This window comes from Streptosporangium heterodermiicola (genome assembly GCF_051390675.1).
Lineage (GTDB): Bacteria > Actinomycetota > Actinomycetes > Streptosporangiales > Streptosporangiaceae > Streptosporangium.
In genome coordinates this window covers 1-13,462 of the sequence record NZ_JBPJSR010000003.1, presented here as the reverse complement: position 1 = coordinate 13,462, position 13,462 = coordinate 1, and the positions used below count along the sequence as shown (strand labels likewise).

Below are 13,462 nucleotides of genomic sequence, written 5' to 3'. Positions count from 1 at the left end.
TGTTCGGTGTGGGATGGCCCCCGACGTGGCGGACGTCTTGGCGGATGTGTGGTCACGCCGGGGGCGCTGAGGACTCTCAGCTGAAGCCGAGGCCCTCGCAGTGCTCGCAGGTTTCCGAGTGGCTGTCGACGCCGGTTCCTCCGCAGTGGCAGCACAGCCAGCGCTTGGGAGCGATGTCGACGAGCGGGGCGTCCTGGTTGTCGGTCACGTGATCCACCTCCTTCCGGTGCGCTTGGGCGCGGTGTCGAGGAACACGCGCCAGGTGTGGGGCCGTTCGTGCAGCGGCAGAACCGGCGAGACGGAGCCGATCGGGAGGATCGTGCGGATCTTGTTGGCGGCGTGGACGATTTCGGCGTAGGTGCCGTCGATGCGGATGCGCATGAGGGGCTCTTCTCTGGTCAGGCGGTACGGGACGAGGGGACGGGGTCGGGGTCGACGCAGCCGAAGTAAGAGCTTTCGGCGTCGTAGCGGGCCTTGGCGCGGGCGAGGATGCCCACGGCCGAGTACTCGACCGGCCCGAAGGCGCGGCAGGTCCGGTAGTGGCCGTAACCGATGTCGCCGGGGTCGATGGCGGTGCCGAGCAGTTCGGCGATGGCGTCGATCTCGGCGCACATGTCGGGGTCGGTTCCGGCGGCGAAGTGGAGGAGCTTGGGGAGGGTCGGGACGGGGACGTCGGGGTTGGCTTCCAGGAAGGCGGCCAGGTCGAGGAGTCCGGTGATGACCGCAGTGCGGTGGTCGGTGGTGTTCATGGGGGTGTCCTTCGCTGTCAGGCGGGTTCGGGGCTGTCGCGCATGGAGCGCAGGAGGTCGGAGGCGAGTTGACTGGAGACTCCGAGGCGGGCGCGCAGGGTGTCGCGGGTGATGGGTCTGCCATGGCGGGCGTGGTGTTCGTCGGCGACGCGGCGGGCGTAATCGAGCAGCGCACCGGTCGTACCGGCTTCGTTCTGGCCGTTCTCGGCGCCGTTCTGTCCGTTCTGGGGTTCGTTCTGGGCGGGGACGGCGAGGCCGGGCAGTAGGGCAGGCGCCGAGGGTTCGAGGATGCCCGTGGGGAGGGTTTCCGGTACGGCGTCCGCAGCGGGAACGAGTACCGGGGACGGTTCGGGACGGGGTTCTGAGGCGCGGCGCTCCAGCATGGAGACCGCGATCAGGAACGCCCCGGCCGGGGTCGCGGCGGTGATCCATCCCCAGGCCGAGGGTTCGGCTTGGGCGAGGTTGGCGGCCAGTGACAGGACGATTCCGCCGATGAGGACGAGGGTGGGCCAGGAGATCCAGCCGTTGCGTTCCCGTCCGTTCTTCTTGTCGCGTTGCCGTTCCCGCGCGGCCATGACACAGGTGAGGTCGACGCAGACGGCCACGGCCCAGGCCATCGGGCCGGATTGCCCGTGTTCGGTGGCGGTGTCGCGGATGTGGGTGAAGCTGCCGGCCCCGGCGATCAGGGCGAGGATGAGGACGGGGGCGGAGTCGGCCAGCCGTAGGGCCAGGCGAGGCGCGGTCGTGGTCACGGTGGTGTTCTCCTTCCAGGGGTTAGGCGGCGATTTCGGGGATGTCGTCGACTCCGGGGAGTTCGTGGCCGAGGCCGGAGGCGGCGACTTGCGCCCAGGAGGGGGTCATCTGTGCGTAGGTGTGGGCGGCTTGCTCGGCGGCGGTGGTGGAGACGTAGCCGGACCGGGCGCGGTACCACCGGCCGTCGGAGCCGGTGATCACGGCGACACCGGGGAGTTCGGGGGCGATAGATCGGGCGGCTACGAGGGCGTCGGGGTCGAGGTCGCCGAGGGTCATCACCGCGGTTTCGGGGTCGTTGACCCGGTGGCAGACCCGTCCGCCGATCTGGGCACGCAGCGCGGTCACGCCGGGGCCGAGGTCGGAGCCGATCCGCTGGCCGGACAGGATCAGGTGGATGCCGAAGGCGCGACCGAGCTGGGCGATGCGCAGCAGCGCGGTAGCCGTACGGGTGACTTGATCCTTTTCGGCCTTGTCCGCGGTCAGGTACAGCTCGGCGAGTTCGTCGACCAGGACCACGACCGGGATGGGGCGAGCAGCGTCGGGGAGTTGCCAGATGTCGCGCACCCCGTAGCGGCGACAGGCCAGCATCCGGGCGCCCATGACCGCGATGAGATCGCTGAGCAGGTCGAGGCACTCGGCGCGTGTCGTGGCCAGTGCGGTCAGTCGAGCCGCGTAGGCCGACAGTTCGACCCCGCCCTTGAGGTCGAAGCCGACCAGGGCGACGGGTTGGGGGGACAGTCCGACGATGAGGGCGTTGATCAGGTTGGACTTGCCCGACTGGGTGGCGCCGGCGTTCATCCAGTGCGGGATGAGCCGCAGGTCCATCCGCCAGGCCGCGCCGGTCTCCAGTACTCCGACGATGGGCCGGAGCAGGTCATCGGCCCGCCAGCCGTCGCGCGGTTCAGCTGGAGGGGAGGCGGGGGCAACGTGGGTTAGAGGGTCCTGGGTGATGCCCTGGAGAGTGACGCGGCCAGGCCGGGAGCCGACGACGCGAACCGCCTCGATGCGCCAGGCGTGCGCGAGCCGTTCACAGACCTTGGCGTAGTCGTCGGGCACCTGGCCGTCGAGGAGGTGGAAGGTGATGCGGAAGCCGTACCGTACGGGCCGGGGCAGGCCCATCCAGGGCTTGGTGTCGACGGCGACCCGCTGGAAGCGCCGTTTGACCCGTACGACACCGGTGGAGGCGACCAGGCCGGGGACGGTGGTGAACCACCAGCGGTGCCGCTTCTTGGTCAGCCCGCAGCCGGAGGCGACGTGACGCCAGGTCCAGCGCAGCCACAGGGCTTTGCGCGGGAAGACGAGGGCGTACCAGTAGGAGGTGGGAGCCCAGCGCCGCCAGGCGATGAGCACGAGCAGGACGGCGAGGACCTTGAACAGGGGGTGGTCGAGGTCGATCACAGGTCCGCCCCCGTTCTGGTCGGGATGGCGGAGCCCGCGGGGAGGAAGGATGCGGCCCGGTAGGAGATGCCCCAGCGTCCGCCCTGTTCCCAGACGTAGCCGACCAGGCCGACCGGGACGATCTCCTCGCCGGGGGTGATGGGCGGTTCGGGGGTGGTGCTGACCTTGACCAGTTCCATCCGGCCAAGGTCGTCCTCGAACAGGAAGGTGAGTTCGTACATGACGTTGCCGTCCTTGTCGCGCTTGATCTCGCCGGTGTCCTTGTTGACGAGGCGAGGCTTGGCAGCCTTGACGCAGGTGATCTGAAGCTTGGTGACGTCGACGGGGATGGGGATGTTGCGCATGATCGTTCCTCTGCTAGCTGGGACTCTTGGAGTACATAGAACACTTGGCATTCTATGTTGTCAATGAGTTCTTCGGCGGCTTGGTTGGTTTCTCTGCGGGGGTGTGTTGAACTGGACGCAAAAGGTCAGTGAAAACGCGTCAGGCGCGCCAAGTGCGTCACAAGCGACAACACGAAGTGAGACGAGTGCGATGGTGGAGAGGACTGGCCAGCCGGCCTACTTGCAGATCGTCGAAGAGCTGCGCGGTCAGATCCGCACCGGCTCACTCACGCCCGGTACGGCGCTGCCCTCCATCGCCCAGTTGGGCGAGCGCTTCGACGTCTCCGCCAGTGTGGTCAAGGCCGCGATCAGCGTGCTCCGCACCGAGGGACTGGTGATCGGCCAGCAGGGCAAGGGCGTGTTTGTCCGCCAAACCCCCGCCGAGACCTCCAAGTCCGAGGAGACGTCGGACGTGAACGCCGAGATCCTGGACCAGCTTGCCCAGACGCGCCAGACCCTCAAGGAGCTGGGGGATCGACTCGCCGCTCTGGAGGCGGCAGTCTTCGCAGAGCCGAAGTGATCTCACCGATCCGGCATGCCAACTCTTCCAGCTCCGACCGAATCGCGGCCAATTCCCAGATGATCCGCTGCGGGTCGACGTTCATCGGTTCCTCCCTTGCTCTGCGGTGCGGTTCGCCTTTCGCGATGGCTTAAGTTCACCGTGAGCTGGGGGTTTCCGGTATCACGCCGATCTAGTTAAGCTTCTTCAGTTCCGCTCAACGCCATTTACACATGCGTTTTCACATGCACGACCGCACACCGCGCCCACTCCCCGAAGCGTGAAGGCGAAAGCATGCAACTGAAGACGGCCCAGCGACCCGGCTGGAACCCCTCCCGCCTGCGGGAACACCGCGACGCCCACGGCCTCACCTTGGAAGCCGCGGGCGAACGTCTACGCCAGGCAGCCGCCAGTCACGGGCTGAGCGTTCCGGCCGCCAACTTCCAAACGCTCTGGGGACACGAGCAAGGAACCGTGTTCCCAGGCCCGCATTACCGGCGCGCTTACTGCCTGCTTTATCAGGCCACCGAACCCGAACTAGGGTTTCGTCCCCCCCTGCCCGGTGAATCACAGAAAGCGAAAATTGTGATTTCCGATTTGCCTGCACCCGCTGATCCCGCCGCTGACAACGCTGCCGCCCTGGTCATCGAGGAGACGTTCACCAAGGTCTCCGTTGGTGGCATCGAGTCCAGCGACTCCCCGCCGGGACTTCTCCGCAGCCGCGTGGTCGACGCCTGGCGCAGACGACACGGCGGAGGCAGCCCCCGCCCCATCCTCGCCCTGGTTGGTGGGTACGCCGGATCCGGCAAGACGGAGTTCTCCCGCTTCTTGTCCGACATCACCGGGTGGGCGTTCCTGGACAAGGACTCTCTGACCCGATGCATCGTCGAGCGGCTGCTCGTCTCTCTCGGTGGCGACCCCAACGACCGCCACACCGACCTGTATCTCAAGGAGGTCCGGCCGCTGGAGTACCGGTGCCTGATGGAGACCGCGTGGGACAACCTCCACGTCGGCACCTCGGCCATCCTGGCGGCCCCGTTCATCGCCGAGCTCAAAGATGAGGCATGGTTCGCCCGCCTGGAGAACCGGTGCGCCGCCAAGGGGATCGACGTCGCGGCGATCTGGGTCCGCTGCGACCCCGAGTCGATGCGCGAGTACATCGAGTTCCGTGGCGCCGCCCGCGACGCCTGGAAGCTGAACAACTGGGAGCAGTACGCCGCGAGCTTGAACGTCGAGTCCAGCCCGCCCACCGCACACGTCACCATCGACAACCGACTCGGCGCGGCGATCAGCCTTGCCGACCAGACCCGCGAAGCCCTCAAGCGGATCCTCACGTGAGCCCACAGGGAATCGTCATCTACGGCCCGCCCGCCAGCGGCAAGGACACCATCACCGCCGCCCTCACCCACCTGGATCCGCGGTTCACGTTGCTGTCCAAGCTCAAGGTCGGCACCGGCCGAGCCGACGGGTACGAGTTCGTCAGCGCCGAGCACCTGGACAAGCTTCGGGAAGCTGGCCGCCTGGTCGCCGAGACACACCGCTACGGCAACGTCTACGCCATCGACCGCCAGACGATCGAAGACCGCCACGCCGCCGGCTACGTCCCCGTCGTTCACATGGGCAATGTCAGTGATCTGCGGCAACTCGTCGGCAAGGTCCCCGACGGGTGGCTTCGTGTGCTGCTGTGGATCCCGCGTGAGGTCACCGAGCAGCGATCCCAGTCCCGCGGTGACGTCGACACCGCCAAGCGCCTTGCCGCGTGGGACGAGACGCTCGCCGACCTGGAGACCAACACCGACGCCGGGTTCTTTCATCTGCGCATCCACACCAACCGTCTCGGAGCCGATGCCGCAGCACGCGAGATCATGAGTGCCTATGATCGTTTGCGGGACGCTGGATGCCCCCAGGCGCAGGAGTGCCGTCATTGAGCCGGGCCGCCACCTTGTCGGGGATCAAGTCGAGCCGCCACCAGATGCCGCAGTCACGGCAGCGCGCACCGTCGGGAAGCGGAAGCTCATAAGTCCACTCGACCCGAGTGTGCCCGCACTCGGCGCCGATCCCGTAGCTCCGCGCGCAGCTCTCCGCCGTGACAGACGACTCATCCACGGTCACGATGATCGGAGCCTCCCCAGGACCGCGCCCGCAGTACGGGCACGTCGGTGGCGGCGATCCTGCCTGTAGGTATTCCTCGATACGCAGTTGCCCAGCGATGAGGCGGATCAGCTCGTTCAGGCTGTGCGCCACGAGGTAGCGGGTGAACCCGGCAAGCACTTCATGACGCTCCAACGGCCGTTCGAGAGTCCGGCGCGCGTAGAGGACGCCCGACGCACCGGTTTCCGCGTACCACCCATCGAGCAACGGGCCATAGGTCACCGGAGTCGACGTGTGCGCCGAGAGCAGCCGATCGGACATTGGTTCCCTTCCTGTCTCCGACACCATCAGCAGGCCCATCCGGTGAGAATCGCTGTCCACAAGCGCTCCCCTTCGGCGGTTAACAGCCACTCGGTCTCCCGCAGGGTGATCTTCTTGCCCTCACCCCGACGTCGGCGGATGAACGCCACCCCGCCTGCCGTGCAGAACTCGTAGGTGAGCGGCTCGCACTCGCAGGTGTGCTCACGCACCCGGACTCGATCGAAGCGCGGCACCCTGGGACGCCAGTGCAGCACCTCGTGACCGTCGCGCAGCGGAGCCAGGTGGATCCCGTGGTAGTACGCCGCCAGGTGGCCCAAGGTGCTCACGATTCGCTTTCTTCTCCGTGTCGCCCGGCGAAGGTCCTTGCCTTGGTGGGCACCGGTGAGCAGAACCCGGGACCATGTCCCTCGGAGCCCTCCAGCACCGAGGAACGGATTGGTATGGGGAAGCCGGTTCCGAGCTTGTAGGCCCACCGCTCACCGATGCCCACGGCTGCATCATAGGCAGGCAATACCGTGGTACACCATAGAACACAGCAGTATGTTCCACTGAGGTACCCTCCACTGCGGGTTCCTACCGTGTACTCATGACCGAGTTGCGGGACGATCTGCCCAGGTGGCGCCAGGTGCGAGACATCATCGTCCAGCGCATCGAAGCCAGCCAGTACAGGCCAGGTCAGCGAATCCCCTCGGTCGTTGACCTCACCCAAGAGTTCGGCATCGCTACCCAGACCGCACAAAAGGTCATGAACGCCCTGCGCAAGGATCGATGGATCCGCACCGAACGCGGCATGGGCAGCTTCGTCACCACTGCCGAGGAACGAACCACGGCATCCGACGAGGCGTCCGAGTAGCTGCTACGAACTCAAGATCATCGGAGTCTGCTCACTCCGGATGAGAACTTTCTCTACGTCTTCAAGGCGCGTGCCGCCTGCGGCGCCCCGCGCGCGTCGGGCGGTCGCTGGCCGCGCTGCGGCTCTTCGGCCGGTCGCGGCCAGCGCCGCCCACGCGCCCTCAGAAGTCGAGGCGAAGCGCTTCATACACGCTGAGACCGGCCAGCAGCGGGACAGCTATCGACGGTCAATCAAACGCACTGCAGTGGGCTTAGGTCTTTATGGGCCTTCCGTAGGATCTCGGTCGCAAGGTCATCATGGAGATGACTGGGGAAGTGGGCGATGGGGGCCTTGATTGCTTCACTCACCACTGACGCATGCAAGCCCAACAAGCCAGTATCCACAGCTTAGACCCGGTCGTGGCCAATTATAGTTGTACTCAAAGAAGCACGCTATAGCGCACTATAGCGTGCTGTTCATCGCCATGGCACGTAGTAGCCCTCTACCGTGCTCAGGTGGTGGTGTTGAAAGCAAATCAGCCCAGGTGGCGACAAGTGCACGCGATCATTGCGGAGCGCATCCACGCTGGTGAGTACAAGCCAGGTGAGCGCATTCCCTCACTTGTCGCCCTTATTGAGGAATTCGGCATCGCCAACGCTACCGGACAGAAGGTCATGCGAGCCCTGCGCGCCGACGGTTTGATCCACACCGAGCCAGGCATGGGCAGTTTCGTGATCACTCCCGAAGAAAGTGGGCAACACCGTGAGTGATTCTGATAAGGGCCAGTTGACCGAGACGGAGATCCGTACTCGTTACATCACTCCCGCCTTAATCAAGGCTGGCTGGCCACTTACATCGCTCCGTGAGGAGTACTACTACTTCTCTGCCGGACGTATCCAAGTGATCGGCAAAAAGGGGGTGCGAAAGAAGGCCAAAAGGGTCGATTATTTGCTTGAATGGCGCTCCGGCCTGCCGGTTGCCCTCGTTGAGGCCAAAGACAATAATCATGAGCCAGGTAGCGGAATGCAGCAGGCCATCGAGTACGCCGAGCAACTCGATATACCTTCCGTATTCACTAGTAACGGCGAATCATTCGTGTGGCATGACCGCACTGGGAGCCGACCAGATGTCGAGATTGAAATTTCACTTGATAAGTTCCCTTCACCGGAAACTCTCTATGCGTTATATAAGAAGTGGAAAGGCATTACGGATTCGGAAGAACCTGTAGTCGCAAGCCAGTTCCATGATGACGGGTCAGGCCGCCGTCCCCGCTACTACCAGCGCATTGCAGTCAACCGCGCCATGGAAGCCATCGCGAAGGGGCAGCGGCGGCTGTTACTTGTCATGGCAACTGGGACGGGTAAGACCTACACTGCCGCTCAGATCATCTGGCGTTTCATGGAGTCATTCAAGAGGATCAATCCCAGCAAAGGCCAAGCTCGCGTCTTGTTTTTGGCTGACCGCAATATTCTGGTCGATCAAACGATGATGAACGACTTCGCCATGTTTAAGGGCCGTATGGCGAAGCTCAGTACGACCCATAAGACGATTACTAAAACCTCGAGTCCCGACGGTTCTAATGCTGTCAATAAGGTGATAGATAAGAGCTTCGAGTTATATCTGTCACTCTACCAAGCTGTAACCGGAACGGGCGAGATAAACAAGATCTATAAGCAATTTTCTCCTGACTTCTTTGACCTTGTGATCGTTGATGAGTGCCACAGGGGAAGTGCCAAAGAAGACAGCGCTTGGCGCGACATCATCGAGTATTTCACCTCAGCAATCCAGCTTGGCATGACAGCGACACCCAAAGAGACGAAGACCGTTAGCAATAGCGACTACTTCGGCGACCCGCTGTATACATACTCCCTGAAACAGGGAATCGAAGATGGATTTCTCGCTCCTTATAAGGTAATTCAAGCATCCCTTGATATTGATGCTTCTGGCTGGCGTCCTGAGCAGGGCCAGCATGACGACTCGGGGACGCTGATTCCCGATCGGCACTACAATTACGAAGACATCGACGACTCGATAATTTTTCCGGAACGCGACAAGCGTGTTGCGGAGCGCATTACAGAGTACTTGAAGAGCACCAACAGGTATGCAAAGACGATCGTCTTTTGCGAAGATATCCCCCACGCGAACCGTATGCGGCGAGCCTTGGCTAACCTTAACGCCGACGAAGTTCGCAAGAACTCACGATATGTTATGCAGATTACGGGCGATGACCAGCAGGGCAAGAAGGAGCTCGATAATTTCATCGACCCCGAGTCTCCCTATCCCGTAATTGCGACTACGTCAAAGCTCCTCGCCACAGGTGTAGACGTACAGACCTGCAAACTCATCGTACTAAACAGCAAAGTCGATAGCATGACCGACTTTAAGCAGATGATAGGTCGTGGCTCCCGTGTGCGGACAGACTATGATAAGTGGTTTTTCGTCGTCATGGACTTCAAAAATGTCACGAGGCTGTTTGCAGACAAGCACTTCGACGGAGAACCGGTCAAGGTATACGAATTATCTTCTACCGGAAATATGGGTGACGCCGTCACAGATCTCGATGATATTGGCGAGACTCAAGACGTCGATGAAGACGATGACACGCGGGATCAGTGGGTCGAGCGGCCGGAAGCCCGCAAGACTCGGCGCAAGAGAATCATAGTTAGCGGCCAACCTGTGACAATCATCGGCGAGCAGGTCCAGATGGTGGGTGCCGACGGCAAGCCGGTCACGGCGAAGCTCAAGGAGTTTGCCCGCAAAAATTTGCTAGAGCGGTATCCGACCGTGGAGACATTCTCGGCAGCTTGGTTGGCTGCCAAGCGTCTATCTACTCTCCTGGATGAGTTGGCTGAAGCGGGCATTCCACTGGAGGATTTGGTGGATCAACCCGATCAAGAGCTTGATCCTTTCGACGTAGCTCTTAGCGTCTGCTATGAGTCCACAGGGCGATCACGCCAACGCGAGGAACGAGCAGGTGCCGTTCGCACTGGCGGCTACCTTGACAGGTACCAAGGTAAGGTACGTTTCGTGATGGAGGCGTTGCTCGACACGTACGTTGATTCTGGCGTGCGATCAGTCGAAGATATCGGCGTCTTGCGGGTGGAGCCGTTCCGCTCAGTGGGTCGTCCTATGGAGATCATTCAACTCTTCGGAGATCGTGAGACTTACTTCAAGGAAGTCCGTAGTCTTGAGCAGCAGCTGTATCCGGAGGCGTTGTGATATCACCTATTTTGATCAAGTCTATCCAGGACGTTATGCGGCAGGACCAAGGCGTGGACGGTGATGCCCAGCGCCTCAGCCAGCTCGTCTGGATGATTTTTTTGAAGATTCTAGACGACACTGAGCAAGAACTGGAGCTGATGACCGATAGGTACATATCGACAATACCAGCGAGATATCAGTGGCGGTCATGGGCCGGCAACGCTGAGGGTCTTACTGGTGACGATCTCACCAATTTCGTCAACAACGACCTGTTTCCAGGGCTGCGTAAGCTGACTGGTGAAAGCAATCCTCGTACACTTATTGTTCGTGAAGCCTTCGAGGATTCTTATAATTTCATGAAGAGCGGCACGCTACTGCGTCAAGTAATAAACAAGATTAACTCAATTGATTTTACAGCCCAAGCCGACAGGCATCAGTTCAACGATCTTTATGAGAAACTTCTCAAAGACCTCCAGAGCGCTGGAAATGCTGGCGAGTACTACACGCCCAGAGCCTTGACGGAGTTCATCGTTGAGATGGTAAACCCTCGGTTAGGTGAAGTTGTTTTAGACCCTGCATGTGGGACTGGCGGGTTTCTCGCTAATGCTATCGAGCACATGCGAAAGCAGGTAAAGACTGCCGATGATGAGACCCTGCTGCAATCATCTGTGCGTGGCATTGAGAAGAAGCAGTTGCCGCATTTGCTGTGTCTGACGAACATGATTTTGCACGGTATCGATGCTCCTACAGGCATTCGCCGAGCTAACACACTCACTCGACCGCTCCGTGACTACGGTCCGGCTGACCGTGTAGATGTGATTGTTACAAACCCGCCGTTTGGTGGGATTGAAGAGCCTGGAGTTGAGCAGAATTTCCCTCATAACTTCAGGACTCGGGAAACCGCAGATTTGTTTCTTGTCTTGATCATGAGATTACTGAAGCCGGGCGGTCGTGCTGGTATTGTTTTGCCGCATGGGACCCTATTTGGCGGAGGCGTCAAGACTCGCATCAAAGAGCAATTGCTCGAAGACTGTAACTTGCATACCATTGTACGAATACCAAATAGCGCCTTTTCTCCTTACACTAATATAGCTACAAATCTCCTCTTCTTTACCAAAGGGGAACCCACAAAAGAGATCTGGTATTACGAGCACCTGCTTCCAATAGAATTGAAGAGCTATAATAAAAGCAAGCCTATACGGTCCGAAGAGTTCGATGAAGAGCGTTCTTGGTGGCAAGACCGAACTGAGTCGGTCAATGCATGGCGCGTCAGCGTTGAGGAAGTACGGAAACGCGATTTCAATCTCGATATCAAGAATCCGAACGTAGATCCTGATCGACAAGAAAGCCTTGCCGAGCTACTTGCTGATTATCGCAGTAGGCAGCTCCAGGCGGCACAAACTATCGATGCCATTAGAAATCTGCTGAATCAGGCGTTGAAGAGTTATGAATATTGATGATCTCCGGCTCATGATCGAGAGCCTAGACGAGCTGGTTCGCATTCCTGGTGGAATCAACAGGGTAAGGGATGCAATAGTTGATCTTGCGCTTACCGGGCACCTAGTGGAGTCAGAGCTGTCGAATGAGAGCGCTGATGATTTGCTTGCGCAAATTGCCATTGAAAAGGATTCTCTAGGGCTCAAAGGTGGCGTAAGTGCACTAGAGTCGGATAGCTCTCTTGCCCTACCTGATACCTGGCGAATTGTAGCCTTGGGTGAAATTTTAGCCCATTGTCGAAACGGAACATCGGCGAAGCCGAACAATATAGGAGTGGGTTACCCACTCCTTCGAATCAGTGCGGCAACTTCGCGAAGCGATGGGGTTGTTGACCTATCAGATCATAAGTTTGCTGATCTTCCGGAGAGTCAAGCCGACCCATTCACTATTCGCCCAGGCGACTTGCTTGCTTGCCGCTTCAATGGCAACCTGCGCTATGTCGGTAGAGTCTCTCAGGTTCCCGTGGAAGTTAACCGACCGATTCTTCATCCAGATAAGCTCATTTGCATGCGCGCCATTATTGTCTCACATTCCTATCTTCGACATGTGATAAATTCTCGTTTTGTCCGCGGGCAAATCGAGAGTGTTGCGACAACAACCGCTGGAAATATAGGCATTAATGGTAAGCAGCTCAAGTCCTTCACTATCCCGTTGGCGCCACTCTCCGAACAAGAGCGTATTGCAAAACGATTGGATGAGGCTTTCCGCCTGCTTGATCGGCTTTCTCTCATTCTGAATTAAGATCAAGTTTTCGGACAGAGAGTGCTGCTCATCGAAGTGAATAGTTGATGCGCCCGCGCCTTATGACCTGCCGGGTGCGTGTCTGAGACTGCCGCGCCGCTTCCGGTGCTCGGGCCTTGACGGCCCTGCGCTCCGGGTCAGCTTGCCATCGAATAACGTGATAGCCGGCCTTTGCGAGTGCGGGACATGCGCGAGATGATCATGCAAGCGGTGCGGGGCGTTCGCGTGGCTCACACTGTGTAGGCCAGCCGTACAGCCGCCGCTCTCCTAATCCGGGTGTCTCGCAATGAAGCGCCCTCATAAGGTGGCATCGTGCAACAACTTGCGCTTTTTGACCTAGACAACACCCTTGTCAATCTGGACAAGGCGTTCCAGGTATGGGCCTGGGAGTTCGCCGGGGAGCACGATTTAGGCCGCGAAGCGGTTGATTGGCTGATCGCTCTCGACCAAGCCGGATACCCCCACCGTGAGGTGTTCTTCACTAAGGTCCGGGATCGTTTCGCTCTACCCGAGCCGGTCGACGAGTTGTGGTATCGCTACCGCCACCGCATGCCGTACCTTGTCCACTGTCGACCCGAGGTGATGGACGGGCTGTCTAGACTCCGCGCGTCGAGGTGGAAGGTGGCGATCGTCACCAACGGCACCGCGGATAACCAGTTCGGCAAGATCCAGCAGACGGGACTGGCCGAGGCCATCGACGGCTACGTGCTCTCAGGACTCGAAGGCATCCGTAAGCCCGACATCGGCCTGTTCGAGGTCGCGGCCCGGCGCTGCGGTATGACTCTCGAAGGCGGGGGATGGATGGTCGGTGACAACCTCGTCGCCGACATCGGCGGGGGACAGGCGGCCGGACTACGTACGATCTGGATTGACCGAGGCACTTGGGCCGGCCACGATCACAGCGCTGATCATGTTGTGACTGACGTGCTTCAGGCCATGGAGATCCTGCACAGCGAACGGTGATCGAGCGGCGTGCTGCAGTCCGGCGAGGATTGCT

At 60.5% G+C, this 13,462-nt stretch carries 17 protein-coding genes; 9 read left to right on the top strand and 8 right to left on the bottom strand.

Going from position 1 to position 13,462, the window contains the following annotated elements; genetic code table 11:
- Positions 1 to 76: 76 nt before the first annotated feature.
- From ACSC1Q_RS07295 to ACSC1Q_RS07270, 6 genes are read right to left on the bottom strand one after another with little or no spacing between them, the layout of a single operon-like run.
- A complete protein-coding gene (locus tag ACSC1Q_RS07295; protein ID WP_436757897.1) occupies positions 77 to 208 on the bottom strand; it encodes a hypothetical protein in 132 nt (43 codons plus the stop codon).
- Positions 205 to 381: a hypothetical protein gene (locus ACSC1Q_RS07290; RefSeq protein ID WP_436757896.1), complete on the bottom strand. Its 177-nt coding sequence runs from the start codon at positions 379 to 381 to the stop codon at positions 205 to 207. Before ACSC1Q_RS07290 ends, ACSC1Q_RS07295 begins: the two co-directional genes overlap by 4 nt.
- 17 nt (positions 382 to 398) lie before the next feature.
- Entirely contained in the window at positions 399 to 749 is a 351-nt protein-coding gene (locus tag ACSC1Q_RS07285; RefSeq protein WP_436757895.1) for a hypothetical protein, read from the bottom strand.
- Positions 750 to 766: 17 nt separating this feature from the next.
- Entirely contained in the window at positions 767 to 1,501 is a 735-nt protein-coding gene (locus ACSC1Q_RS07280) for a DUF2637 domain-containing protein (protein ID WP_436757894.1), read from the bottom strand.
- 22 nt (positions 1,502 to 1,523) lie between these two features.
- The gene (locus ACSC1Q_RS07275; RefSeq protein ID WP_436757893.1) at positions 1,524 to 2,900 is read right to left on the bottom strand and encodes an FtsK/SpoIIIE domain-containing protein; all 1,377 of its coding nucleotides are present in this window, start codon (positions 2,898 to 2,900) and stop codon (positions 1,524 to 1,526) included.
- Positions 2,897 to 3,244: an SCO3933 family regulatory protein gene (locus tag ACSC1Q_RS07270; protein ID WP_436757892.1), complete on the bottom strand. Its 348-nt coding sequence runs from the start codon at positions 3,242 to 3,244 to the stop codon at positions 2,897 to 2,899. The genes ACSC1Q_RS07275 and ACSC1Q_RS07270 overlap by 4 nt, the downstream gene beginning before the upstream one ends.
- Positions 3,245 to 3,464: 220 nt before the next feature.
- Between ACSC1Q_RS07270 and ACSC1Q_RS07265 the strand changes: the two genes are divergently transcribed.
- The 3 genes from ACSC1Q_RS07265 to ACSC1Q_RS07255 all read left to right on the top strand — a co-directional run bounded on the left by ACSC1Q_RS07265 (position 3,465) and on the right by ACSC1Q_RS07255 (position 5,710).
- Positions 3,465 to 3,803, top strand: a complete 339-nt coding sequence (locus tag ACSC1Q_RS07265) for a winged helix-turn-helix domain-containing protein (protein WP_436757891.1) — start codon at positions 3,465 to 3,467, stop codon at positions 3,801 to 3,803.
- A 576-nt stretch (positions 3,804 to 4,379) separates the two neighbouring features.
- Positions 4,380 to 5,120, top strand: a complete 741-nt coding sequence (locus tag ACSC1Q_RS07260) for a P-loop nucleotide/nucleoside kinase family protein (protein WP_436757890.1) — start codon at positions 4,380 to 4,382, stop codon at positions 5,118 to 5,120.
- Complete coding sequence (locus ACSC1Q_RS07255) at positions 5,117 to 5,710, top strand: nucleoside/nucleotide kinase family protein (RefSeq protein ID WP_436757889.1); 594 nt, start codon at positions 5,117 to 5,119, stop codon at positions 5,708 to 5,710. The genes ACSC1Q_RS07260 and ACSC1Q_RS07255 overlap by 4 nt, the downstream gene beginning before the upstream one ends.
- Here the strand turns inward: ACSC1Q_RS07255 and ACSC1Q_RS07250 are convergent.
- Complete coding sequence (locus ACSC1Q_RS07250; protein WP_436757888.1) at positions 5,646 to 6,233, bottom strand: hypothetical protein; 588 nt, start codon at positions 6,231 to 6,233, stop codon at positions 5,646 to 5,648. The two genes, ACSC1Q_RS07255 and ACSC1Q_RS07250, sit on opposite strands and share 65 nt — an antisense overlap.
- Positions 6,221 to 6,520: a hypothetical protein gene (locus ACSC1Q_RS07245; RefSeq protein ID WP_436757887.1), complete on the bottom strand. Its 300-nt coding sequence runs from the start codon at positions 6,518 to 6,520 to the stop codon at positions 6,221 to 6,223. Before ACSC1Q_RS07245 ends, ACSC1Q_RS07250 begins: the two co-directional genes overlap by 13 nt.
- Positions 6,521 to 6,780: 260 nt before the next feature.
- Here ACSC1Q_RS07245 and ACSC1Q_RS07240 point away from each other — a divergent pair, with 260 nt between their 5' ends.
- From ACSC1Q_RS07240 to ACSC1Q_RS07215, 6 genes are all read left to right on the top strand, one after another.
- Entirely contained in the window at positions 6,781 to 7,047 is a 267-nt protein-coding gene (locus ACSC1Q_RS07240; RefSeq protein WP_436757886.1) for a GntR family transcriptional regulator, read from the top strand.
- Between the two features lie 494 nt (positions 7,048 to 7,541).
- Complete coding sequence (locus ACSC1Q_RS07235) at positions 7,542 to 7,796, top strand: GntR family transcriptional regulator (RefSeq protein ID WP_436757885.1); 255 nt, start codon at positions 7,542 to 7,544, stop codon at positions 7,794 to 7,796.
- Positions 7,777 to 10,245 carry an EcoAI/FtnUII family type I restriction enzme subunit R gene (hsdR, locus tag ACSC1Q_RS07230; RefSeq protein WP_436757884.1) on the top strand — a complete coding sequence of 823 codons (2,469 nt, stop codon included), beginning with the start codon at positions 7,777 to 7,779 and terminating at the stop codon, positions 10,243 to 10,245. The genes ACSC1Q_RS07235 and hsdR overlap by 20 nt, the downstream gene beginning before the upstream one ends.
- A complete protein-coding gene (locus tag ACSC1Q_RS07225; protein ID WP_436757883.1) occupies positions 10,242 to 11,684 on the top strand; it encodes a class I SAM-dependent DNA methyltransferase in 1,443 nt (480 codons plus the stop codon). The genes hsdR and ACSC1Q_RS07225 overlap by 4 nt, the downstream gene beginning before the upstream one ends.
- A gap of 13 nt (positions 11,685 to 11,697) precedes the next feature.
- Positions 11,698 to 12,465: a restriction endonuclease subunit S gene (locus ACSC1Q_RS07220; RefSeq protein ID WP_436757882.1), complete on the top strand. Its 768-nt coding sequence runs from the start codon at positions 11,698 to 11,700 to the stop codon at positions 12,463 to 12,465.
- Positions 12,466 to 12,777: 312 nt separating this feature from the next.
- Positions 12,778 to 13,428: an HAD family hydrolase gene (locus ACSC1Q_RS07215; RefSeq protein ID WP_436757881.1), complete on the top strand. Its 651-nt coding sequence runs from the start codon at positions 12,778 to 12,780 to the stop codon at positions 13,426 to 13,428.
- Positions 13,429 to 13,462 lie beyond the last annotated feature (34 nt).